Below are 22,036 nucleotides of genomic sequence, written 5' to 3'. Positions count from 1 at the left end.
TTTCCCTTTCGCTTCTACCAGGACAACGCCATGAGCCAAACTCGCAAAAAGGCCATCATTACCGGGATCTCGGGGCAAGACGGCGCCTACCTGACCAAACTGCTGCTCGACAAGGGCTACGAGGTCACGGGCACCTATCGCCGCACCAGTTCGGTGAATTTCTGGCGCATCGCCGAGCTCGGCGTCGACACGCACCCGAACCTCACGCTAGTCGAACACGACCTGACCGATGCCGGCTCGAGCCTGCGCCTGCTCGAACGCACGCAGCCCGACGAGCTGTACAACCTGGCCGCGCAGAGCTTCGTCGGCGTGTCGTTCGACCAGCCGGCGACGACTGCCGAAGTGACGGGCCTCGGCCCGCTGAACCTGCTCGAGGCGATCCGCGTCGTGAGCCCGAAGACGCGCTTCTACCAGGCGTCGACGTCCGAGATGTTCGGCAAGGTGCAGGCGATTCCGCAGACCGAAACGACCGCGTTCTATCCGCGCAGCCCGTATGGCGTCGCGAAGCTGTACGCGCACTGGATGACCGTGAACTACCGCGAGTCGTACGGCCTGTTCGGCAGCAGCGGCATCCTGTTCAACCACGAGTCGCCGCTGCGCGGCCGCGAGTTCGTCACGCGCAAGATCACCGACACCGTCGCGAAGATCAAGCTCGGCAAGGCGACCCGCCTCGAGCTCGGCAACCTCGACGCGAAGCGCGACTGGGGCTTCGCGCTCGAATACGTCGAAGGGATGTGGCGCATGCTGCAGGCCGACGAGCCCGACACCTACGTGCTCGCGACCAATCGCACCGAGACCGTGCGCGACTTCGTGCAGATGGCATTCGCGGCTGCCGGCTACCAGCTCGAATGGACCGGCAAGGGCGAGCAGGAACGCGGCCTCGACGCGTCGAACGGCAACGTGCTCGTCGAAGTGAACCCGAAGTTCTACCGCCCCGCCGAGGTCGACCTGCTGATCGGCTGCGCGGACAAGGCTAAGGCCAAGCTCGGCTGGGTACCGAAGACGACGCTCGAACAACTTTGCCAGATGATGGTCGAAGCGGATTTGACGCGGAATCAACACCATGACACGTTCTGAAGCCGGACGCCCGTCGCGCCGTGCATTCGTCACGGGCCTGACGGGCTTCACGGGCCGCTACATGGCCGAACGCCTGCAGGCGGCCGGCTATGACGTCTGGGGCACGATCGCGCCCGGCGCGCCGCAACCCGACGATCCGGCCTTCGCGCACTGCACGCTGCTGCCCGTCGACCTGCTCGACGCGGACGCGGTGCGTGCGGCGGCCGCCGATGCACGGCCCGATGCGGTCGTGCATCTCGCCGCTCGCGCACATGTCGCGCAGGACGAACCGTCGCAGACCTACGCGGTCAACATCGTCGGCACGCGCAACCTGCTGGCCGCGCTCGCGGGTCTCGACCAACGCCCGTCGGCCGTGCTGCTCGCGAGCAGCGCGAACATCTATGGCAATTCGACCGCCGGCGTGCTCGACGAGACCGTCTCGCCCGCCCCCGCGAACGACTACGCGGTCAGCAAGCTCGCGATGGAATACGCGGCGAAGCTGTGGGCCGACCGGCTGCCGATCGTGATCGCGCGGCCGTTCAACTACACCGGGGTCGGCCAGGGCGAAGCGTATCTGCTGCCGAAGCTCGCCGCGCACTACGCGCGCAACGAACCGCGCATCTCGCTCGGCAATCTCGACGTGAGCCGCGATTTCTCCGACGTGCGCGACGTGACGGCCGCCTATCTGAAGCTGCTCGAAGCGGCGCCGGCCGGCGAGACGTTCAACGTCTGCTCGGAGCGCGCGTATTCGCTGAAGGAAGTGCTGGCGATGCTGTCGCGCATCGCCGGTTACGTGATCGACGTGACGGTCGATCCGCGTTTCGTGCGGCACAACGAGGTGAAGAGCCTGAGCGGGTCGCGCGACAAGCTGCGGCGCGCGGTGGGCGAGCTGCCCGTCACGCCGCTCGACGAAACGCTGCGGTGGATGGTGGATGCGATGCGCGCCGCGCCGCACGGGCACGCCGGCTGAATCACGCGGCGCATGCGCGAACGCGACGCGCCGGATGTAAATGCCTTCATGCGGGAAAAACAACGGGCCGCCTGTTTTGCAGGCGGCCCGTCGTCGTTGATGCGTCGATGCGGCGAAAGCAGCACCGCGTCGCTCAGCCCTCCAGGCCGCGCGCGAGATCGTTACGCAGGTCGCCCGCATGCTCGAGGCCGACCGACAAGCGGATCAAACCTTCGGTGATCCCCGCCGCCGCGCGCGCTTCCGGCGTGATGCGGCCGTGCGTCGTGGTCGCCGGATGCGTGATCGTCGTGCGCGTATCGCCGAGGTTGCCGGTGATCGAGATCAGCTTCGTGTTGTCGATCACGCGCCATGCGTTCGCGCGCTGCTGCTCGGGCGTGTCGCCCTTCAGCTCGAACGACAGGATCGCGCCGCCCGCCTTCTGCTGACGCTTCGCGAGTTCGTACTGCGGGTGCGACTCGAGGCCCGGATGAAACACGCGTGCCACCGCCGGATGCGAATCGAGCCAGCGCGCGATTTCCAGCGCGTTCGCCGACTGCTTCTCGACGCGCAGCGACAGCGTCTCCATCCCCTTCAGCAGCACCCACGCGTTGAAGGCCGACAGCGTCGGGCCCGCGCTGCGCACGAACGGGAATACCTTGCCCATGATGAATTCCTTCGAGCCGACCAGCGCGCCGCCGAGCACGCGGCCCTGCCCGTCGAGGAATTTCGTCGCCGAGTGCATCACGACGTCCGCGCCGAGCTTCAGCGGCTGCTGCAGCACCGGGCTGCAGAAACAGTTGTCGACGACGAACAGCGCGTTGGCCTGCTTCGCGATCTTGCCGATCGCCTCGATGTCGGCGAGTTCGGTCAGCGGGTTCGACGGCGTCTCGAGGAAGAACATCTTCGTTTCGGGCCGCACGGCTTCCTGCCATGCGTTCAAGTCGGTCGGATCGACGAAGGTCGTCGTGATCCCGAACTTGCTGAAGATCTGCGAGAACATCCCGAGCGTCGAGCCGAACAGGCTGCGCGAGCTGACGAGGTGGTCGCCCGCCTGCAGCGCGGACATCACGACCGACATGATCGCGGCCATCCCCGACGCAGTCGCGATGCACGCCTCGCCGCCCTCGAGCGCCGCGAGACGCTCCTGGAACATGGTGACGGTCGGGTTCGTGAAGCGCGAATAGGTGAAGTAGTCCTCCGAATTCGCAAAGCGCTCGGCCGCGTCGGCCGCGCTCTGGAAGCAGAAGCTCGACGTGAGGAACAGCGCTTCCGAGTGCTCGTTGAAGTCGCTGCGCAGCGTGCCCGCGCGCACGGCAAGCGTGTCGAAGTTGAGGGAGTCGTCCATGTTCCGTTTTCCGTATTCGATGGCCGCGCGTGTCGCGCAGGCCAAGTCAAAACCAGGCCAAAACAAAAAGCCCGCTATGCGTCGGCATCAGCGGGCTTCGGGGGTACGACAGCGATCGACTCGGGCCGACTGCCGCCGGCCTTCGCTTTAGCTGTTTTGGGAAGTCGCCCCGCGTCCGCAAGCTGATATCAAATCGACGCAAGGCCACATCCTATCACGCTTCGGCAAAAGCGTACGCCGGTGTCACTCGACCGACAGCTGCAGGTTCATCTGCGAGCGCCCGGTATCGCCGGCCGTGTCGCGATCGGCCTGCGACGCCGGCGCGAGTCGCGCGCGCTCGATCGCGTCGAGATACTCGGGCGTCACGTCGCCGGTGATGTAGTTGCCGTCGAAGCACGACGCCTCGAAGCGCTCGAGCTTCGGGTTGATGTCGCGCACCGCGCGGCGCAGGTCGTCGACGTCCTGGTAGATCAGGTGATCGGCGCCGATGATCTTCGCGACTTCGTCGTCGGTACGGCCGTGCGCGACGAGCTCGCCGCGCGTCGGCATGTCGATGCCGTACACGTTCGGGAACTTCACGGGCGGCGCCGCCGACGCGAAGATCACCGATTTCGCGCCCGCATCGCGCGCCATCTGCACGATCTCATGCGAGGTCGTGCCGCGCACGATCGAATCGTCGACGATCAGCACGTGCTTGTCCTTGAACTCGATGCTCATCGCGTTGAGCTTCTGGCGCACCGACTTCTTGCGCACGGCCTGCCCCGGCATGATGAACGTACGGCCGACGTAGCGGTTCTTGAAGAAGCCTTCGCGATACTCGACGCCGAGCTTCGCGGCGACCTGCATCGCAGCCGGGCGCGACGAATCGGGAATCGGCATCACGACGTCGATCGGCACGTTCGGCAGCTCGCGCTTGATCTTCTCGGCGAGATAGTCGCCCATGCGCAGGCGTACGTTGTAGACGGGCACACCGTCGAGGCACGAATCCGGACGCGCGAGGTACACGTATTCGAACATGCACGGATTCAGCGTCGGGTGCTCCGCGCATTGCTGGCTGTGGAAGTTGCCGGCCGGGTCGATGAAGATCGCCTCGCCCGGCTGCACGTCGCGCACGAATTCGAAACCGATGCCTTCCACCGCGACCGACTCCGACGCGACCATCCACTCGGTGCCGTGCTCGGTTTCGAGCTTGCCGATGCAGAGCGGGCGGATGCCGAACGGATCGCGGAACGCGAGCAGGCCGTAGCCGGCGATCAGCGACACGATCGCATACGAGCCCTGCAGGCGGCGATGGACGCCCGAGACCGCCTTGAACACCGAGGCCGGATCGAGCTCGAGGCCCGTGGTCGACAGCTGCAGCTCGTGCGCGAACACGTTGAGCAGCACTTCGCTGTCGGAATTGGTGTTGATGTGCCGGCGGTCGATCCGGAACATCTCGTCCTTCAGTTGCTGCCAGTTCGTCAGGTTGCCGTTGTGCGCGAGGATGATGCCGAACGGCGCGTTCACGTAGAACGGCTGCGCCTCGGCTTCGCTCGACGCCGAACCGGCCGTCGGGTAGCGCACCTGGCCGATGCCGTAGGTGCCGGGCAGGCTGCGCATGTTGCGCGTGCGGAACACGTCGCGCACCATGCCGTTCGCCTTGTACATGTGGAAATTGCTGCCGTCCGCCGTCGCGATGCCCGCTGCGTCCTGACCGCGATGCTGCAGCAGCAGCAGGCTGTCATAGATCAGCTGGTTGACCGGAGATTGGGAGATAACGCCTACGATGCCGCACATGGCATGTCCTTCAAGATGACAAAATCGGTTACGTCCTGCCCGGCCGCGTCGTCACACGCGTACGTACTGGGCCATGCCGTCGGGCAGGAGCTGCTTCAGCTCATGCACGCCCTGTTCGGCGAAAGGACGCAATAGCGCATTGCGCCAGAAATCCTGTTTGGGCAATTCGGTCAGCCCGGCCGCCGCGACCAGCAGCACCACCAGCACGCCGCCGCGGACCAGCCCGAACATCATGCCCAGCGAGCGATCGACACCGCCGAGGCCGCTCGCCTGCGCGATCCGCGACAGCAGCGCGTTCGCGACGCCGGCGATCAGCACGACGCCGATCACGAGCAATGCGAAGGCGATCACCCACTGCGTCAGCGCGCCGCCCGGCCAGTTCGCCGGAATGTACGGTACGACCAGCCCGACGTAGCGGCCCGCGATCACGATCGCCGCAATCCAGCCGATCAATCCGAAAATCTCGGACACGAAGCCGCGCCACGCACCGCGCAGCGCCGACAACACAATCACTGCCAATACAGCGTAGTCGAAAGCCGTCAGCATCGTGCGTTATTGCGTCAGACCGGCTTCGCGCACCTTCGCGATCGCGGCGGAAGCCGCCGCGCGATCCGCGAACGGGCCGGCACGCAACAGTGTAGCCGTGCCACCGTCTGCCTGCTTGCGATGCTCGACATATGCGGGCACGCCCGCCGATTTCAACTTGGTGGCCCACGAACGGGCCGTCGCGTCATCCTTGAACGAACCGAGCTGCACCGCGAAGCGCGCACCAGCCGGCGATGACGGCGACGATGCATCGCCGCTATCGGGGCTCGCGGCGTCGGCATTCGCGACGGTCGCGGGCGCCGGCTTCGGCGCGGCCGGTTTCGCCGCGGGAGCAGCCGGCTTCGGCGGCGTCACGCTCGCCGTGGTCGTCGTATCGGGCTTCGCGGCCGGCTTGGCGGCATCCTTCGGCGCAGGCGCCGGGACCGCCGCGACGGCGGTATCGGATGCCGGCGGCTCATCGTGCGCGACACCTGCCTGCACGTCGGACGCGTCGTCGTCACGCGGCGCGACTGCCTGGTGCGCGGGCCGGTTCGGGATGTCGATCGCGATGTCGTCCGTCACCGGCTTCGGGTGCGAATCGAGCACCATCGGCAACACGATCACGGCGGCTACGACGAGCGCGATCGCGCCGACGAGGCGACGGCGCGCGCGCTGCTTTTCTGGAAGGGTCGGATCGAGGAGCAGCGCGTCCGATTCCGGACGCTCGGTACGACGCGGGCGCCGCTCGACGCGTTCAGTGCGCTCCGTGCGCACGTTCCGGGAGGTCCCGGTGCGACCGCCGCGCCGCGTGGGCGCGTCGTCGTCTTTTTTGCCGAACGAGAAAATTCCCATGAATGGCTGAGTCCGAAACTGCCCGTCAGTCAGTGTTGCTGCGATTTACGGTAGGCCAGCACGCCGGCAACCGTATGGAAACTGCCGAAAACCACGATTCTATCATTCTCGGATGCTCTTTTTAGTGCATCGCGAAACGCTTCCGCCGGCGACGCGTAACGCGTCACGCTCGAATCGGCCCCGTCCTCCACGCCGGCCTTGCGCAGCGCGGCTTCGAGCTGCTCCGCGGAGGCCGCGCGCGGCAGCGGCAGGTCGGTCACGCACCAGTGGTCGATCTCGCCTTTCAGGTGCCGCAGCACACCGTCGATGTCCTTGTCGTGCATCGCGCCGAACACCGCGTACGTGTACGGGAAAAAGCCCATGTTGCCGAGATTCTGCTCGAGCACGGCCGCCGCATGCGGGTTGTGCGCGACGTCGAGCACGATCGCCGGCTTGCCGGGCAGCACCTGGAAGCGCCCCGGCAGCTCGACGTTCGCGAGCCCGAGCCGGATGTCCTGCGCGGACACCGGCAGCACCGGGCGCAGCGCCTCGAGCGCCGCGAGCGCGGCCGATGCATTGATCAGCTGATTCGCGCCGCGCAGCGCCGGATACGCGAGCGCCGGATAGCGCTTCTCGCGGCCGAGGTAACTCCACTGCTGGCGCTCCGCGCCCGCCTGCGCCTCGTAGCGGAAATCGCGGCCGACGAGCCACAGGTCGGCGCCGATCGCTTCGGCGTGGTCGACGAGCGTCTGCGGCGCGGCCGGATCGCCGCAGATCGCCGGCTTGCCGGTACGGAAGATTCCGGCCTTCTCGAACGCGATCTTCTCGCGCGTGTCGCCGAGGTATTCGGTGTGGTCGATGTCGATGCTCGTGACGATCGCGCAATCGGTATCGACGATGTTGACCGCATCGAGCCGGCCGCCGAGGCCGACTTCGAGGATCACCGCATCGAGCCCGCGCGACGCGAACAGATGCAGGATCGCGAGCGTCGTGAATTCGAAGTACGTGAGCGACACCGGTTCCGGCAGCGATGTGCGCGCGGCTTCGACGGCCTCGAAGTGCGGCAGCAGTTCGTCGTCGGTGACGTTCTGCCCGTTCACGCGCGCGCGCTCGTTGAATTCGAGCAGGTGCGGCGACGTGTGGCAGCCGACCTTGTAGCCCGCGCGCACGAGGATCGTCTCGAGGAATGCGCAGGTCGAGCCCTTGCCGTTCGTGCCGCCGACGGTGATGACGGGGCACGTGAATTCGAGCTGCAGCGCCGCCTTGACCTGCCCGATGCGGGTCAGGCCCATGTCGATGCCGACCGGGTGCGCGCGTTCAAGGTGCGAGAGCCACGCGTCGAGAGTGGGAAAAGTGCTCATCGGATCAAATCTGGATCGGTACCGCCACTACGCCAAAAAACGAAGCGCGCCGCCTGACGCTGAAGCCAGGCGACGCGCAGAGTTCACAACCTCGCGCCGGTCAGGCCAGCGCGTCGGCCGGCTGTCGCTGCAGCAGCGCGAGCAGCTGCGCGATCTCGTCGCGCATCTTGCGGCGATCGACGATCATGTCGATCGCGCCCGTCTTCAGCAGGAATTCGGCGCGCTGGAAGCCTTCCGGCAGCTTCTCGCGGACCGTCTGCTCGATCACGCGCGGGCCGGCGAAGCCGATCAGCGCCTTCGGCTCGGCGATCACGACGTCGCCGAGGAACGCGAAGCTCGCCGACACGCCGCCCATCGTCGGGTCGGTCAGCACCGAAATGAACGGCAGTTTCGCTTCGGCCAGCTTGGTCAGCATCGCGGTGGTTTTCGCCATCTGCATCAGCGACAGCAGGCTCTCCTGCATCCGCGCACCGCCCGACGCCGTGAAGCAGATGAACGGCACGTGCTGTTCCAGCGCGTTCTGCGCGCCGCGCGCGAAGCGCTCGCCGACGACCGAACCCATCGAGCCGCCCATGAACGAGAACTCGAAGCAGGCCGCGACGACGGGCAGCGTGTGGATCGCACCGCCCATCACGACCATCGCGTCGGTCTCGCCCGTCTCGTCCATCGCTTCCTTCAGACGATCGGGATACTTGCGGCTGTCCTTGAACTTCAGCGAGTCGACCGGCACGATTTCCTGGCCGATCTCGTAGCGGCCTTCCGGATCGAGCAGCCCGTCGAGGCGCTCGCGCGCGCCGATGCGCATGTGGTGATCGCACTTCGGGCACACGTGCAGGTTCGCGTCCACGTCGTTGCGGTACAGCACGGCCTCGCAGGACGGGCACTTGACCCACAGCCCTTCCGGAATGCCCTTGCGGCTTTTCGGGTCGGTCTGCTTGATCTTCGGCGGCAACAGTTTGTCGAGCCAGCTCATCGTATGGTTTCCTGTTCCGTGGCGGGCCGGGCCGCATGGCCCAGCCGCTCCCTGTGTTGTGTTTATCGCGCCGCCTTGCCCGCGCCGTCCAGCGCGGCACGCAGCTCGGCGATGAACGCCTTCAGCGCGGCGGCGGCGCCTTCCGGCGCGGCGCTTTCGAGCAGCTGCACGAGGCGGCTGCCGATCACGACGGCGTCCGACACCTCGGCCACCGCGCGCGCCGTTTCGGCGTCGCGGATGCCGAAGCCGACGCCCACCGGAACCGGCACGCGCGACTTGATGGCCGGGATTTTACCCGCAATGCTCGAAACATCCAGATTTCCCGCGCCGGTCACGCCCTTGAGCGACACGTAATACACGTAGCCGCTCGCGATCTTGCCGACGTCGGCGATGCGTTCGTCGGTCGACGTGGGCGCGAGCAGGAAGATCGGATCGATCTGCGCGGCGCGCATCTTTTCAGCGAATACGCCCGCCTCTTCAGGCGGATAGTCGACGACGAGCACGCCGTCGACGCCGGCCGCCTGCGCTTCGGCCGCGAACGCGTCGACACCCATCCGCTCGATCGGGTTCGCATAACCCATCAGCACGACGGGGGTTTTGGGGTCGGTTTCGCGGAAGCGCTTCACGTCGGCAAGCACGCTCCTCAGACTGACGCCGCGCGCGAGCGCGCGTTCCGACGAGCGCTGGATCACGGGGCCGTCGGCCATCGGGTCCGAGAACGGCACGCCGAGTTCGATCACGTCCGCGCCGCCTTCGGCGAGCGCGTGCATGAATTCGACGGTCTTTGCGGGATCGGGGTCGCCAGCCGTGATGAACGGGATCAGGCCCTTTCGGCCTTGTTCGGCGAGCGCGGCAAAGGTCTGCTGGATACGGGACATGGCAATTTTCCTAGGATTCGTTCAGCGATACGGCGGCGCGATTCACGCGCATGCCGGCGCGGCGAGCGCGCTCACGCGCTCGTGCGCGATCGCACAATAACTTTCGTTGATCTCGTAGCCGACGAAGTCGCGCCCCTGCCGTGCGCAGGCCACCGCGGTCGTGCCGCTGCCCATGAACGGATCGAGCACGCGGCCGCCCGGCGGGCAGCTTGCGAGCACCATCCGCTCGACGATTTCCAGCGGCTTCTGGGTCGGATGATCGACGCGCTCCGCGTGCTGCCGGTGCAGGCGCGAGACCGACCAGACGTCCTTCGGGTTGTAGCCCATCTCCAGCCACTTGCTGCCTTCGAACAGCTTGCGCGAGCGGGCCTTCTTCGTGTCGGCGTCGTACGGGATGCGGACCGGATCGAGATCGAAGTAATACGCCTTGGAAACCGCGAAAAAGCCGATGTTGTCGTGCACCGACGTAAAGCGGCGCGTCGTGCCGCCCATGCTCGGCACGCGCCGGTCCCAGATGATCTCGTTGACCATCGTGAGCTTCGTCTTCAGGAAACTGAAGATTTCCGGCGCGTACTGCCATGTGCAGAAGATGTACATCGACCCGCTCGGCTTGAGCTTCGGAATCGCGAGCTCGAGCCACTCGCGCGTCCACGCGAGAAACACGTCGCCCGAACGCTTGTCCGAGTCGTTGCCGTAGTCCTTGCCGAGCCCATACGGCGGATCGGCGACGATCAGGTCGATCGACGCATCCGGCAGGTGCGCGGCGTCGGTCAGGAAATCGCGGTTATGCAGTTCGATACCGGACGGCAGCGCGCGCGGCACGACGGCGGCAGGCTGAACCGCCTCCGCCTCGCTCGCGGCACCGCCGCCCGGCTCTTCGATCAGGTCACGCATCGGTCGGGGTCAGAGCTCGATGCCCGATCGCTCGGCGACCGTGTGCATGTCCTTGTCGCCGCGGCCCGACAGGTTGACGAGCAGGATCTTGTCCTTCGGCAACGTCGGCGCGAGCTTCACGCCATAGGCGATCGCGTGGCTCGACTCGAGCGCGGGAATGATCCCCTCGATCCGGCAGCAGTCGTGGAACGCCTTCAGCGCTTCCTCGTCGGTGATCCCGACGTACTGCGCGCGGCCGCTGTCCTTCAGCCATGCATGCTCGGGGCCGACGCCCGGATAGTCGAGGCCCGCCGACACCGAATGCGTCTCGATGATCTGGCCGTTGTCGTCCTGCAGCAGGTACGTGCGGTTGCCGTGCAGCACACCCGGGCTGCCCGCGATCAGCGACGCCGCGTGATGGCCGGTGTCGAGCCCGTCGCCGGCCGCTTCGACGCCGATCAGCTGCACCGACGCATCGTCGATGTACGGATAGAAGATGCCCATCGCGTTGGAGCCGCCGCCGACGCAGGCGATCACCGCGTCGGGCTGCCGGCCCGCGAGCTCGGGCATCTGCACCTTGCACTCGTCGCCGATCACGCGCTGGAAATCGCGCACCATCATCGGGTACGGGTGCGGGCCCGCTACCGTGCCGATGATGTAGAACGTGCTCTCGATGTTCGTGACCCAGTCGCGCATCGCTTCGTTCAGCGCGTCCTTCAGCGTGCGCGAACCCGACTCGACCGGCACGACCGTCGCACCGAGCAGTTTCATCCGGTAGACGTTGGCGGCCTGCCGGCGCACGTCCTCGGAACCCATGTAGACGACGCACTCCATCCCGAAGCGCGCGCAGATCGTCGCGGTCGCGACGCCGTGCTGGCCGGCGCCCGTCTCGGCGATCACGCGCTTCTTGCCCATGCGCTTCGCGAGCAGCGCCTGGCCGATCACGTTGTTGATCTTGTGCGCGCCCGTGTGGTTCAGGTCCTCGCGCTTCAGGTAGATCTGCGCGCCGCCGAGCGTCTCGCTCCAGCGCTGCGCGTGGTAGATCGGCGACGGACGGCCGACGAAATGCTTCAGCTCGCGCTCGAATTCGGCGACGAAGTCGGGATCGTTCTGGAATTTCTCATACGCCGCGCGCAGCTCGTCCAGCGCGTGAATCAGCGTCTCGGCGACGAACGTGCCGCCATACGGGCCGAAGTGGCCGCGAGCATCAGGAAGGTTGTACATGGTGTCTCTCTCGATCGGTCGATGCGCCCGCTTTCGGGGCCGCACCGGCTTGCATCACCCGGCGTCCGCTTCGCGCACCGCGCGTACGAACGCCGCCATCCGGGCGTGATCCTTCACGCCCTTCGCGCCCTCCACTTCGATGCCACTCGAGACATCGACAGCAAACGGGCGCAACTGGCGGATCGCATCACCGACGTTTTGCGCGCTCAAGCCACCACTCAAAACGGCCCGATGCACGAGCTCTGCGGGAATAAGAGACCAATCGAAGACCTTGCCGCTACCGCCGTAGTCCGGCACCAGGGTGTCGAACAGGAGGCCGCGCGCTTTCGAATAATGAAGAGCCGATTCTACCAAATCGGACGACTGCGTCGAGGGGCCGACGCGCACTGCGCGCAACCACGGCAGGCGTGCCGCGCGGCCGAGCGCGTCGCATTGCTCCGGCGTCTCGTCGCCATGGAACTGCAGCAGCGTAAGCGGCACGTCGCGCACGACGGCTTCGATCTCGGCTTCGGTCGCATTCACGAACAGCCCGACCACCGACACGAACGGCGGCGCGAGGCGCGCGAGCTCGGCCGCCTGAGCGATCGTCACCGCGCGCGGGCTCTTCGGGTAGAACACGAGGCCGATCGCATCGGCGCCGAGCGCCGCCGCGTGCAGCACGTCCTCGGGACGCGACAGCCCGCACAGCTTGATACGCGTGCGCGGCGGCAGGCCGGAGGCGGAAGTCGAAGGAGACACGGCGTGATCCGTCATGATTGCGGGTCCAGATCGGCCCAGACGCTGCTCCACGGCACGCTGCCGAGCTGCGCGGGCGGGACGGCGAATTCCGCCGGGTAGCCGACGTGGGCGAGGTACAGCCCGTCGGCCATGAACGTGGGCGCCGCGAGGTTGCGGTCGCGCCCTGCCAGCACGTCGGCGACCCAGTCGGCCGGATAGCGGCCGCGGCCGACCGCGACGAGGCAGCCCATCAGGTTGCGCACCATGTGGTGCAGGAACGCGTTGGCGCGGAAGCGGAAATGGATGAAATGGCCGGAGCGCCGCACGTCGATCTGGTACAGGTGTTTGACCGGCGTCTTCGACTGGCATTCCGACGACCGGAACGACGAGAAATCGTGCTCGCCGATCAGATGCGCGGCGGCGGCGCGCATCGCGTGGTCGTCGAGCGGCGTATGGATCCAGCCTGCGCGTCCGGCCAGCATCGGCGAGCGCACGGGGTGCACGTACAGCACGTAGTAATAGGTGCGCTCGAACGCCGAGAAACGCGCGTGGAACGTCTCCGGCATCGGCTTCGCCCATTGCACCGACACAGTCGACGGCAGGAACGCGTTGGTGCCGCGCACCCACGAGAATGCCTCGCGATCGAGGTCCGTGTCGAAGTGCACGACCTGCCCGAGCCCGTGCACGCCGGTGTCGGTCCGCCCGGCCACCGTCGTATGCAGCGGCACCCGCGCGAACTCGGCCAGCGCATGCTCGAGTGCGTTCTGCACGGTCTTGCCGTGCGGCTGCGCCTGCCAGCCGCAGAACGCCGCGCCGTCGTACTGAATGCCCAGCGCGATCCGCATCACGCCTCGTCCGCGAGTTTCGCGAGCAGCGCACGCGCATCGTCGCGCGTCGCGGCGTCGTTCGCGTCGACCACTTCCTGCAGCAGCGTCCTCGCGCCGGACAGGTCGCCCAGCTCGACGTACTCGGCCGCGAGGTCGAGCTTGTTGCGTGCGATACGAGCGAGTTCGTCCGGTGTCAGCGCAGGCAGCGCCGCACCCGGCGCGGACGGCAGGTCGAGGTCGAAATCGAGCTTCAGCGCGCCGAACTGCGCGCCGCCGAGCGGCGGCAGCGACGACGTCGCGGACGGGCGGCCCGCGTCGTCGGCCGGTGTCGCCGCGTCGGGATCCCATTCGAACTCGTCGTCCTGGTCGGCCGGATGTTCCGGGGCCGGATCGTTCGAGCCAATTGGCGGGCGCGACGCGGATTGACCGTTAGTTGCGATTTTATCGGTGCCGGACTGCCCTGCTCGTGCCGCAGGCTCGTCCGCCGCCAGCGACGGATCGTCCTGCGTGCGCGGCGGCAGCGGCATGTCGAGGCTGCTGAGCGCGCTGATCGCGTTCTGCATCAGCGCCGCGTGCTGCGTTTCGGTCGCCGAAGGCTCGGCGGGCGTCTCGGCAGGCTTGTCGGCGGCCGCCGGTTCTACCGGTTCTGCGTCGTGCGGGGCCGTGGCCGGAGCCGAAGCCACGTCGTTCCCCGGCGGTACTGCGGCGTGGGCAGGCGCAGGCGGCAATTCAGGCTGGTCGTCATGCGGCTTCGTGACTTCGGGCGCCGGCGATGCATCCGCTTCAGGCGGCTCGACCGTCTCCGCCGCTGCGGCAGTCGCCGCGGCGAGATTCATGTCGGCAGCCGCGTCGCGGGCGACCGGCATCTCGGGCCGGATCGGCAGTTCGCGTTCGACGGACGGCTCCGCGTCTGCTTCGACAGCGGCACCACCCGCTGCAGCGGCGGCAGCCGTCGTGCCCGCATCGTCCGTGTGCCGACCCTTCCGGCGCTTGCGCCACGCGAACCCGGCCGCGAGGACGATCACGGCCGCGCCGGCCGCTGCGACCGGACGCCAGTCCGTCTGATCCGCAGCGCGCGCAGGCGCCGTCACGGGTGCCACCGGCTGCGCGGGCGCCGATGCCGGCTGCGCAGCGCTGCCGGCCACGCCGGACGCCGCTTCGGCTGCCTGCGATGCGGCAGACGGTGCGCCCGCATCGTTCGCGGCCGGACGCGGCGCGGCAGGCGCAGGTGCGACGTTGTTCGTCGCGGCCGGCTTGCCGATGCCGTGCTTCTGCAACTCCATCAGCACGCGGTTCTTCAATGCCAACAGTTGCTGCAGGCTCGACGGCCGCTGCTGCGATGCCCCCGTGGCGGGTGCCGCACCGGCCGGTTCGTTCGTGCCCGAAACCTGACTGCCCGGCGCAGGCTGGGCAGCGGCCTCGCTCGCGGACGACGGCGCCGACTGGATCGCGCCGCTCCACACATGCGGGCCGCTGGCGCCGGCAGCAGGCCCCGCCGGCTGCATGTTTTCGACAGCCGAAGCGCCGTGCGCGGCCGAAGCGCCGACCGAAGCCGACGCCCCCGCTGCCGTCGCGGCGCTCGCACCGCTCACCGGCGCCGCGTGCACGGCCGGCGCCACCGTCGCGGATTGCACGGCCGACCCCGGATGCGGCGCGGACGCACCGGGCTGCGAGAGCGCCGCACCGCCCGACGCGGCAGCGGGCGCGGAGGCGGCCGTCGCACCGGATGCGCCAGACGCACCGGCCGGCGCAAGCGCCGCGCCCGTTGCGTCGAGCGCGGGCACGGTCAGCGTCGCGCCGACTTTCAGGCGGCTCGCGTCGCGCTTCATGAACGCCTGCGGATTGGCGTCGAACAGCGCGCGGCCGGCGCGCGCGAGCACGCCGGGATCGTGCGATTGCGTCGCCGCTTTCGCGATGTCGTTCAGCGACTGGCCCGGCTGGACCGTCACGGTAAGCGGCACGGCGGTGCCGGCAGCCGACGCCGGCAGTTCGCCGGTGCCGGCCGCCCAGGCCGACGCGGCGGCGCCGAGCGCCAGGATCGCCAGCGCGCCACGCACGGCGCGCGACAAACGGGACTGACGCGGAAACAAGGAAATTCGGGACATCGTAGGCTCTATCGCCGCGCGCGGGCGCGGCTCGGATTCGCGGTTGGAAGCATCAATAAAGTTGCCGCAGAAATGCAAAAGCGTCGCGCGGAACGCGACGCTTTTGGCTGGTCTGTGCGTCGTAACCGCGTAGTTTACTTCACGTGCTCGCGTTCGGGCCGAATTCATCGGCTGCGGCGCAACCGGCCGCGCTCGCGCGTCGTGGCACACGCAGCGATCGCGTCGGGCTGCCGCACCGGTTCGCACACTGCAGCCGGCACGCCGGATCGATCGAAAGGATAGGCGTCAATGAATCAAAATCCTTGCGACAACATCTCATCCGGAACGAATGGCAAGGCTTTACGCCGCGCCGCTTCCTCTCCTCGCGCCAAACGACGCGATGCACGCAAGAACTGCGTGAACAACCTCGCGCAGGACGGCTTCGCGAGCGGCACGCTGACGACGTTCTCGATCGGCACCGACGGCAAGCTGACCGGCAACTACTCGAACGGCCAGAGCGCGGTGCTCGGCCTGATCGCGCTCGCGAACTTCAACAACCCGAACGGGCTCGTGAACCTGATCACCGCGCAGCGCAATTACCAGGCCAATGCGCAGACGATCAAGACCCAGCAGACGGTCGACCAGACGCTGCTGAACCTGCGCTGATCCACGCATGAAAAAACGCGCCGCGGCAGCCTTGACATCATCAAGGCCGACGCGGCGCGTCATCTTGTGCAGCCCGGCCCGCGGACCGGACCGGCAAGCGGCTTCTTACTTGTCGAGCAGGATGCGCAGCATGCGGCGCAGCGGCTCGGCCGCGCCCCACAGCAGCTGATCGCCGACCGTGAATGCCGACAGGTATTCGCCGCCCATCGCGAGCTTGCGCAGGCGGCCGACCGGCACCGTCAGCGTGCCGGTGATCTTCGCCGGCGACAGGTCGCGCATCGACGCTTCACGCTCGTTCGGCACGACCTTCACCCAGTCGTTCGCCGAGGCGAGGATGCCGTTGATCTCGTCGAGCGGCACATCCTTGTTCAGCTTGATCGTCAGCGCCTGCGAGTGGCAGCGCATCGCGCCGATCCGCACGCACAGGCCGTCGACCGGGATCGAGCCAGGCTCGCCCATCGCCGGCTTGCCGAGGATCTTGTTGGTTTCCGCGCCGCCCTTCCACTCTTCCTTCGACATCCCGTTGCCGAGATCCTTGTCGATCCACGGGATCAGCGAGCCGGCGAGCGGCACGCCGAAGTTGCTGGTCGGCATCGCATCGCTGTTCATCGCGGCCAGCACGCGGCGGTCGATGTCGAGAATCGCGGAAGCCGGATCGGCGAGCTGTTCCTGCACCGCGCCGTTCAGCGTGCCCATCTGCGACAGCAGTTCGCGCATGTTCTGCGCGCCCGCGCCCGATGCGGCCTGGTAGGTCATCGCCGTCATCCAGTCGACGAGGTTCTCGCGGAACAGGCCGCCGAGCGCCATCAGCATCAGGCTGACCGTGCAGTTGCCGCCGACGAAGTTCTTCGTGCCCTTGACGAGCGCGTCCTTGATCACGTCGAGGTTGACCGGATCGAGGATGATGACTGCGTCATCGTTCATCCGCAGCGACGATGCCGCATCGATCCAGTAGCCGTTCCAGCCGGCCGCGCGCAGCTTCGGGAACACGTCGTTCGTGTAGTCGCCGCCCTGGCACGTGATGATCACGTCGCACTTCTTCAACTCGTCGACGTTGGTCGCGTCCTTGAGCGTAGTCTCGTTTTTCGCGAACGACGGCGCCTTGCCACCCGTGTTGCTGGTGCTGAAAAACACCGGTTCGATCAGGTCGAAATCGCCCTCTTCCTGCATGCGCTGCATCAGGACGCTGCCGACCATGCCGCGCCAACCTACGAGACCTACGTTCATGACTAACCCTTTGAATGGAGCTTCCCCGCCATTTCCGTCCCCGGCGTGACCGCGCGGGGAAACAGGCGGGCACGACGGACGATCAGCGTTTAATGATCGTTTTCGTGGTAATGGTTTTCGTGATGACGATGGCGCGCGCACCCGCACGGGCAGTGTTGCCGTGGAGTTTCAGGACCGGGGAGATCAGGGAAATCAGCGCCATCGTTCGAGTCTACACAAACCTATTCGGCCGCACAACGGCCAACCCGGTGCGAACGCACCGTTTTTACCGGTCGCGTTCGCACCCTTTACTGCCTGCTTACAGCGCCGCGACCACCGCGTCGCCCATTGCCGCCGTACCGACCTGCTTGCAGCCCGGCGTCGCGATGTCGCCCGTGCGGTAGCCCTGTTCGAGCACCGTTTTCACCGCGCGCTCGATGCGATCGGCCTGCTCAGCGCGATTCAACGAATAGCGCAGCAGCATCGCGGCCGACAGGATCGTCGCGAGCGGGTTCGCGATGCCCTTGCCTGCGATGTCCGGCGCCGAACCGTGCGACGGTTCGTACAGGCCCTTGTTGTTCTTGTCGAGCGACGCCGACGGCAGCATGCCGATCGAGCCCGTCAGCATCGACGCTTCATCCGACAGGATGTCGCCGAACATGTTGCCGGTGACGATCACGTCGAACTGCTTCGGCGCCTTCGCGAGCTGCATCGCCGCGTTGTCGACGTACATGTGCGACAGCTCGACGTCCGCGTATTCCTTCGACACGTCGATCATGATGTCGCGCCAGAACTGCGACGTTTCGAGCACGTTCGACTTGTCTACGGACAGCAGCTTCTTCGCGCGCTTGCGTGCCGCCTGGAACGCGACGTGCGCGATGCGGCGCACTTCCGGTTCCGAGTAGCGCATCGTGTCGAAGCCTTCGCGCTCGCCGGCGAACGGGCCGTCCGGTGCGGCACGCACGCCGCGCGGCTGGCCGAAGTAGATGTCGCCGTTCAGTTCGCGCACGATCAGGATGTCGAGGCCTGCGACGAGCTCGGGCTTGAGCGGCGAAGCATCGACGAGCTGCGGATAGCAGATCGCCGGACGGAAGTTCGCGAACAGCTCGAGATGCTTGCGCAGCCCGAGGATCGCCTGCTCGGGGCGCAGCGCGCGCTCGAGCGAGTCGTACTTCCAGTCGCCGACCGCGCCGAACAGGATCGCGTCGGCTTCCTTCGCGAGCTTCAGCGTCGCGTCGGGCAGCGGATGGCCGCTCGCCTCGTAGCCCGCGCCGCCGACCGGCGCGTGCTCGAGTTCGAACTTCTCGTCGAGTGCGTTCAGCACCTTGACCGCTTCGTTGACGATTTCCGGACCGATGCCGTCGCCGGGCAGCACTGCAATCTTCATGCGTTATTCCTGACTGGGTAGGTTATGGAGCAGGCCGGCGAACGCGCGGACAGCGCGCCCGCCTCGAAGGCGATATATCAGCCGACCAGCTTGGTGTTGAGCCACGGCTGCTTCACGAGCCGCTCGGCTTCGAACTGGCGGATCTTGTCCGCATGGCGCAGCGTGAGGCCGATGTCGTCGAAGCCGTTCAGCAGGCAGTACTTGCGGAACGCGGCGATCTCGAACGGATACTCGCGGCCGTCGCCCGTGCGCACGACCTGCGCGTCGAGGTCGATCGTCAGCTGGTAGCCGTTGAACGCGTACGTGTCGTTGAACACGTGATCGACCTGCTGCTCGGTCAGCACGATCGGCAGCAGACCGTTCTTGTAGCAGTTGTTGAAGAAGATGTCCGCGAAGCTCGGCGCGATGATCGCGCGGAAGCCGTACTGCTGCAGCGCCCACGGCGCGTGCTCGCGCGAGCTGCCGCAGCCGAAATTCTTGCGCGCGACCAGCACCGATGCGCCCTGGTAGCGCGGCTGGTTCAGCACGAAATCGGGATTCAGCGGACGCTTCGAGTTGTCCTGGCCCGGCTCGCCGTGATCGAGGTAACGCCACTCGTCGAACGCGTTCGGACCGAAGCCCGTGCGCTTGATCGACTTCAGGAACTGCTTCGGGATGATCGCGTCGGTGTCGACGTTCTCGCGATCGAGCGGCGCCACGACGCCGGTATGTACTGTGAATTTTTCCATGATCCGTCTATCCGGTTGGAGGGCCGGCGTTCAGCCGGCGCACATCGACAAATTCTCGGCGGGAAACGTCACTCCGCGGCGCGCTTCAGCGCATTGCCGGCGGCGTTGACGTCCTGCCCGAAGCCCTGGACGGTATTGCAGCCCGCGAGGCCGAAGCCCAGCCCCGCCAGCGCCAGCGCGGCAACCAGCCGCGTTATGATCTTCGATGCCGTCACGCGTTACCCCAGCTTGCGAATGTCGACGAAATGGCCTTCGATCGCCGCGGCCGCCGCCATCGCGGGGCTCACGAGGTGCGTGCGACCGCCCGCGCCCTGCCGGCCTTCGAAGTTGCGGTTCGACGTCGACGCGCAGCGCTCGCCCGGATCGAGCCGGTCGGCGTTCATCGCGAGGCACATCGAGCAGCCCGGCTCGCGCCATTCGAAGCCGGCGTCGGTGAACACCTTGTCGAGCCCTTCGCGTTCGGCCTGCGCCTTCACGAGGCCCGAGCCCGGCACGACCATCGCGAGCCGCACGTTCGACGCAACGCGCCGGTTCAGCTTCTTCACGACATACGCGGCCGCGCGGATGTCCTCGATCCGCGCGTTCGTGCACGAGCCGATGAAGATCTTGTCGACCTTGATCGATTCGATCGGCGTGTTCGGCTCGAGCGCCATGTAGGCCAGCGCGCGCTCCATCGCGTCGCGCTTGACCGGATCCTTCTCGCGCTCGGGATCGGGCACGCGGCCGTCGATCGACGTGACCATTTCCGGCGACGTGCCCCACGTGACCTGCGGGACGATCTCGGCCGCGTTCAGCTCGACGACGCGGTCGAACTGCGCGCCTTCGTCCGATTTGAACTGGCGCCAGTATTCGACGGCCTGGTCCCATTCCGCGCCGGTCGGCACGAACGGACGGCCCTTCAAGTAATCGATCGTCGTATCGTCGACGGCGACCATGCCCGCGCGTGCGCCTGCCTCGATCGCCATGTTGCAGACCGTCATGCGGCCTTCCATCGTCAGCGCGCGAATCGTCGAGCCGCCGAATTCGATCGCGTAGCCCGTGCCGCCTGCGGTGCCGATCTTGCCGATGATCGCGAGCACGATGTCCTTCGCGGTGCAGCCGCGCGGCAGTGCGCCCTCGACCTTCACGAGCATGTTCTTGCTCTTCTTCTGCAGCAGCGTTTGCGTCGCGAGCACGTGCTCGACTTCCGACGTGCCGATGCCGTGCGCGAGCGCGCCGAACGCGCCGTGCGTCGACGTATGCGAATCGCCGCACACGATCGTCATGCCCGGCAGCGTCGCGCCCTGCTCCGGCCCGATGATGTGGACGATGCCCTGGCGCACGTCGTTCATCTTGAACTGCGTGATGCCGAACGCATCGCAGTTCGCGTCGAGCGTGTCGACCTGCAGCTTCGAGACGGGATCGGCGATGCCGTGACTGCGGTCCGTCGTCGGCACGTTGTGATCCGACACGGCCAGGTTCGCGCTGATGCGCCACACCGGACGCTGCGCGATCTTCAGCCCTTCGAACGCCTGCGGGCTCGTGACTTCATGCAGCAGCTGACGGTCGATGTACAGCAATGCCGTGCCGTCATCCTCGGTGTGGACGACGTGGGTATTCCACAGTTTGTCGTAGAGAGTCTGTGCCATGGGTATGCGGGGTCGTTGTGACTACAAGCCTTGCGGATGTGGTCGATTATGCCACGCAGAACGCGTCGCGGCGCAGGCCGGACGCGAAAAAACCCATTAAAAACAGTGGTTTGGCTGGTAGTGCCAATACCTGTATCGGCATTACCCGGCAAATGGGGCGCGCGGAGTCCGGATGACTGCGAGCGCGGATCGCGTCGCCCGGACCGGGCGCGACGGTCCGGAACCCGGCGGCGTCAGCCGTTCGGATATTCGCGGTTGATCAGGTCGAGCCGCAGCATCGCAAGCTGCATGCCGGCGTTGCTCATCAGGTAGAGATCGCGGCGGCGCATCGCCGGCTGCTGCGCGAACGCATCGTAGAGCGACGGAAGCACCAGCCCGGCCGGCACCGTCGCCTGCATCCCTGCCGCATTCGACACGCGCACGGCGATCGACGCCTGATCCGCGTGCGTGACGATCGCGACCTTGCCAAGCGCCGCGGCCGAGCCGGCCTGCCTGACGATCGCGGCGGCGACGCCGTCGGGCGTCGGTATCGGGCTGCCGGCGCTCAGGGCCGGCGTCGCGATCGTCGTCACGCCGGCCGTCAGCCCGTATTTCGACGCGAGCACGCTCGCGACTTCCTGCTGCGCGCAGACCGGCACGGCGACCTTCTGCCGGAGCGCGAACACCGCGTCCGCAATCGCCTCGTTCACCGGGCCCGGCACCGGCGCGGCACCGGATGCCGCGGCGCGACTGCCGAAGCTGAACGCGACAATCGTATTGATGCCGGCCGCCGCGACGGTGGGCGGCGCCCACGAGAAAAACGTATCGAACAGGTAACCCGTCTCGTCGGCCGCGGTCGCGCGATCGTTGAGTTCGTTCGTCAGCTTGCCGAGCATCTGGCGCTGCAGCTCGGCATCGGAGGCCGGCGCGTCGCTCGCGAACACGGGCGTGGCGGCCGCGCACGATGCGGCGAGTGCGGAAGTGGAAGCCAGGAAATGGCGGCGGGTCGTCATGGTCATGAGA

Annotated in this window: 21 protein-coding genes and 1 pseudogene; 3 read left to right on the top strand and 19 right to left on the bottom strand. The window is 67.0% G+C overall.

What is annotated here, in order from left to right; genetic code table 11:
• The first annotated feature begins 30 nt into the window (after positions 1-30).
• Positions 31-1,077: a GDP-mannose 4,6-dehydratase gene (gene gmd, locus DM992_RS30725; RefSeq protein ID WP_072444091.1), complete on the top strand. Its 1,047-nt coding sequence runs from the start codon at positions 31-33 to the stop codon at positions 1,075-1,077.
• Positions 1,064-2,026, top strand: coding sequence for an NAD-dependent epimerase/dehydratase family protein (locus DM992_RS30720; protein ID WP_111019915.1), 963 nt, complete (start codon positions 1,064-1,066; stop codon positions 2,024-2,026). The genes gmd and DM992_RS30720 overlap by 14 nt, the downstream gene beginning before the upstream one ends.
• Positions 2,027-2,159: 133 nt before the next feature.
• Here DM992_RS30720 and DM992_RS30715 read toward each other — a convergent pair whose 3' ends face one another.
• The 12 genes from DM992_RS30715 to DM992_RS30660 form a co-directional block, all read right to left on the bottom strand.
• The gene (locus DM992_RS30715; protein ID WP_111019914.1) at positions 2,160-3,350 is read right to left on the bottom strand and encodes an O-succinylhomoserine sulfhydrylase; all 1,191 of its coding nucleotides are present in this window, start codon (positions 3,348-3,350) and stop codon (positions 2,160-2,162) included.
• Between the two features lie 243 nt (positions 3,351-3,593).
• Positions 3,594-5,126: an amidophosphoribosyltransferase gene (gene purF / locus DM992_RS30710; RefSeq protein WP_111019913.1), complete on the bottom strand. Its 1,533-nt coding sequence runs from the start codon at positions 5,124-5,126 to the stop codon at positions 3,594-3,596.
• Between the two features lie 51 nt (positions 5,127-5,177).
• Positions 5,178-5,672: a CvpA family protein gene (locus tag DM992_RS30705; RefSeq protein WP_111019912.1), complete on the bottom strand. Its 495-nt coding sequence runs from the start codon at positions 5,670-5,672 to the stop codon at positions 5,178-5,180.
• A 6-nt stretch (positions 5,673-5,678) separates the two neighbouring features.
• Complete coding sequence (locus DM992_RS30700; protein WP_111019911.1) at positions 5,679-6,503, bottom strand: SPOR domain-containing protein; 825 nt, start codon at positions 6,501-6,503, stop codon at positions 5,679-5,681.
• A gap of 29 nt (positions 6,504-6,532) precedes the next feature.
• Positions 6,533-7,843, bottom strand: a complete 1,311-nt coding sequence (gene folC / locus DM992_RS30695) for a bifunctional tetrahydrofolate synthase/dihydrofolate synthase (protein ID WP_111019910.1) — start codon at positions 7,841-7,843, stop codon at positions 6,533-6,535.
• A 100-nt stretch (positions 7,844-7,943) separates the two neighbouring features.
• Positions 7,944-8,816: an acetyl-CoA carboxylase, carboxyltransferase subunit beta gene (accD, locus tag DM992_RS30690; protein WP_009691548.1), complete on the bottom strand. Its 873-nt coding sequence runs from the start codon at positions 8,814-8,816 to the stop codon at positions 7,944-7,946.
• A 62-nt stretch (positions 8,817-8,878) separates the two neighbouring features.
• Positions 8,879-9,694, bottom strand: coding sequence for a tryptophan synthase subunit alpha (gene trpA / locus DM992_RS30685; RefSeq protein ID WP_111019909.1), 816 nt, complete (start codon positions 9,692-9,694; stop codon positions 8,879-8,881).
• 42 nt (positions 9,695-9,736) lie between these two features.
• Positions 9,737-10,588 (bottom strand): site-specific DNA-methyltransferase, encoded by an 852-nt coding sequence (locus tag DM992_RS30680; RefSeq protein ID WP_111019908.1) that lies wholly within the window; start codon positions 10,586-10,588, stop codon positions 9,737-9,739.
• Positions 10,589-10,597: 9 nt separating this feature from the next.
• Positions 10,598-11,791 (bottom strand): tryptophan synthase subunit beta, encoded by a 1,194-nt coding sequence (trpB, locus tag DM992_RS30675; RefSeq protein WP_111019907.1) that lies wholly within the window; start codon positions 11,789-11,791, stop codon positions 10,598-10,600.
• 54 nt (positions 11,792-11,845) lie between these two features.
• A complete protein-coding gene (locus DM992_RS30670; RefSeq protein WP_111019906.1) occupies positions 11,846-12,544 on the bottom strand; it encodes a phosphoribosylanthranilate isomerase in 699 nt (232 codons plus the stop codon).
• Complete coding sequence (gene truA, locus DM992_RS30665; protein WP_162631767.1) at positions 12,541-13,353, bottom strand: tRNA pseudouridine(38-40) synthase TruA; 813 nt, start codon at positions 13,351-13,353, stop codon at positions 12,541-12,543. Before truA ends, DM992_RS30670 begins: the two co-directional genes overlap by 4 nt.
• Positions 13,353-15,440 carry a FimV/HubP family polar landmark protein gene (locus tag DM992_RS30660; protein WP_111019904.1) on the bottom strand — a complete coding sequence of 696 codons (2,088 nt, stop codon included), beginning with the start codon at positions 15,438-15,440 and terminating at the stop codon, positions 13,353-13,355. The genes truA and DM992_RS30660 overlap by 1 nt, the downstream gene beginning before the upstream one ends.
• 387 nt (positions 15,441-15,827) lie before the next feature.
• On the opposite strand from DM992_RS30660, the pseudogene DM992_RS30655 reads away from it, so the two are divergent.
• Positions 15,828-16,085, top strand: a pseudogene (locus tag DM992_RS30655) (flagellar basal body rod C-terminal domain-containing protein); the annotation flags it as partial.
• Positions 16,086-16,190: 105 nt separating this feature from the next.
• Here the strand turns inward: DM992_RS30655 and asd are convergent.
• The 7 genes from asd to DM992_RS30620 all read right to left on the bottom strand — a co-directional run bounded on the left by asd (position 16,191) and on the right by DM992_RS30620 (position 22,026).
• A complete protein-coding gene (asd, locus tag DM992_RS30650; RefSeq protein WP_034179994.1) occupies positions 16,191-17,312 on the bottom strand; it encodes an aspartate-semialdehyde dehydrogenase in 1,122 nt (373 codons plus the stop codon).
• 82 nt (positions 17,313-17,394) lie between these two features.
• Entirely contained in the window at positions 17,395-17,514 is a 120-nt protein-coding gene (locus DM992_RS42970; protein ID WP_006756675.1) for a hypothetical protein, read from the bottom strand.
• A gap of 96 nt (positions 17,515-17,610) precedes the next feature.
• Positions 17,611-18,678 (bottom strand): 3-isopropylmalate dehydrogenase, encoded by a 1,068-nt coding sequence (gene leuB / locus DM992_RS30640; RefSeq protein ID WP_034179995.1) that lies wholly within the window; start codon positions 18,676-18,678, stop codon positions 17,611-17,613.
• Between the two features lie 77 nt (positions 18,679-18,755).
• Positions 18,756-19,406, bottom strand: a complete 651-nt coding sequence (gene leuD, locus DM992_RS30635; RefSeq protein WP_034179996.1) for a 3-isopropylmalate dehydratase small subunit — start codon at positions 19,404-19,406, stop codon at positions 18,756-18,758.
• A gap of 68 nt (positions 19,407-19,474) precedes the next feature.
• Positions 19,475-19,621, bottom strand: a complete 147-nt coding sequence (locus tag DM992_RS30630) for an entericidin A/B family lipoprotein (protein WP_111019903.1) — start codon at positions 19,619-19,621, stop codon at positions 19,475-19,477.
• A gap of 3 nt (positions 19,622-19,624) precedes the next feature.
• A complete protein-coding gene (gene leuC, locus DM992_RS30625) occupies positions 19,625-21,034 on the bottom strand; it encodes a 3-isopropylmalate dehydratase large subunit (RefSeq protein WP_111019902.1) in 1,410 nt (469 codons plus the stop codon).
• Positions 21,035-21,267: 233 nt separating this feature from the next.
• Positions 21,268-22,026, bottom strand: a complete 759-nt coding sequence (locus DM992_RS30620; protein ID WP_111020489.1) for a Tat pathway signal protein — start codon at positions 22,024-22,026, stop codon at positions 21,268-21,270.
• Between the last annotated feature and the right edge of the window lie 10 nt (positions 22,027-22,036).

It is taken from the genome of Burkholderia sp. JP2-270 (assembly GCF_003233675.1).
Lineage (GTDB): Bacteria > Pseudomonadota > Gammaproteobacteria > Burkholderiales > Burkholderiaceae > Burkholderia > Burkholderia pyrrocinia_C.
Note: the sequence above shows the minus strand (reverse complement) of the source record. Positions and strands in the feature narration are given on the sequence as shown.

Excerpts from the sequence above, each read along its gene's own strand:
- gmd (WP_072444091.1), top strand. The coding sequence starts at position 31 with ATGAGCCAAACTCGCAAAAAGGCCATCATTACCGGGATCTCGGGGCAA.
- DM992_RS30720 (WP_111019915.1), top strand. The coding sequence starts at position 1,064 with ATGACACGTTCTGAAGCCGGACGCCCGTCGCGCCGTGCATTCGTCACG.
- DM992_RS30715 (WP_111019914.1), bottom strand. The coding sequence starts at position 3,350 with ATGGACGACTCCCTCAACTTCGACACGCTTGCCGTGCGCGCGGGCACG.
- purF (WP_111019913.1), bottom strand. The coding sequence starts at position 5,126 with ATGTGCGGCATCGTAGGCGTTATCTCCCAATCTCCGGTCAACCAGCTG.
- DM992_RS30705 (WP_111019912.1), bottom strand. The coding sequence starts at position 5,672 with ATGCTGACGGCTTTCGACTACGCTGTATTGGCAGTGATTGTGTTGTCG.
- DM992_RS30700 (WP_111019911.1), bottom strand. The coding sequence starts at position 6,503 with ATGGGAATTTTCTCGTTCGGCAAAAAAGACGACGACGCGCCCACGCGG.
- folC (WP_111019910.1), bottom strand. The coding sequence starts at position 7,843 with ATGAGCACTTTTCCCACTCTCGACGCGTGGCTCTCGCACCTTGAACGC.
- accD (WP_009691548.1), bottom strand. The coding sequence starts at position 8,816 with ATGAGCTGGCTCGACAAACTGTTGCCGCCGAAGATCAAGCAGACCGAC.
- trpA (WP_111019909.1), bottom strand. The coding sequence starts at position 9,694 with ATGTCCCGTATCCAGCAGACCTTTGCCGCGCTCGCCGAACAAGGCCGA.
- DM992_RS30680 (WP_111019908.1), bottom strand. The coding sequence starts at position 10,588 with ATGCGTGACCTGATCGAAGAGCCGGGCGGCGGTGCCGCGAGCGAGGCG.
- trpB (WP_111019907.1), bottom strand. The coding sequence starts at position 11,791 with ATGTACAACCTTCCTGATGCTCGCGGCCACTTCGGCCCGTATGGCGGC.
- DM992_RS30670 (WP_111019906.1), bottom strand. The coding sequence starts at position 12,544 with ATGACGGATCACGCCGTGTCTCCTTCGACTTCCGCCTCCGGCCTGCCG.
- truA (WP_162631767.1), bottom strand. The coding sequence starts at position 13,353 with ATGCGGATCGCGCTGGGCATTCAGTACGACGGCGCGGCGTTCTGCGGC.
- DM992_RS30660 (WP_111019904.1), bottom strand. The coding sequence starts at position 15,440 with ATGTCCCGAATTTCCTTGTTTCCGCGTCAGTCCCGTTTGTCGCGCGCC.
- asd (WP_034179994.1), bottom strand. The coding sequence starts at position 17,312 with ATGAACGTAGGTCTCGTAGGTTGGCGCGGCATGGTCGGCAGCGTCCTG.
- DM992_RS42970 (WP_006756675.1), bottom strand. The coding sequence starts at position 17,514 with ATGGCGCTGATTTCCCTGATCTCCCCGGTCCTGAAACTCCACGGCAAC.
- leuB (WP_034179995.1), bottom strand. The coding sequence starts at position 18,678 with ATGAAGATTGCAGTGCTGCCCGGCGACGGCATCGGTCCGGAAATCGTC.
- leuD (WP_034179996.1), bottom strand. The coding sequence starts at position 19,406 with ATGGAAAAATTCACAGTACATACCGGCGTCGTGGCGCCGCTCGATCGC.
- leuC (WP_111019902.1), bottom strand. The coding sequence starts at position 21,034 with ATGGCACAGACTCTCTACGACAAACTGTGGAATACCCACGTCGTCCAC.
- DM992_RS30620 (WP_111020489.1), bottom strand. The coding sequence starts at position 22,026 with ATGACGACCCGCCGCCATTTCCTGGCTTCCACTTCCGCACTCGCCGCA.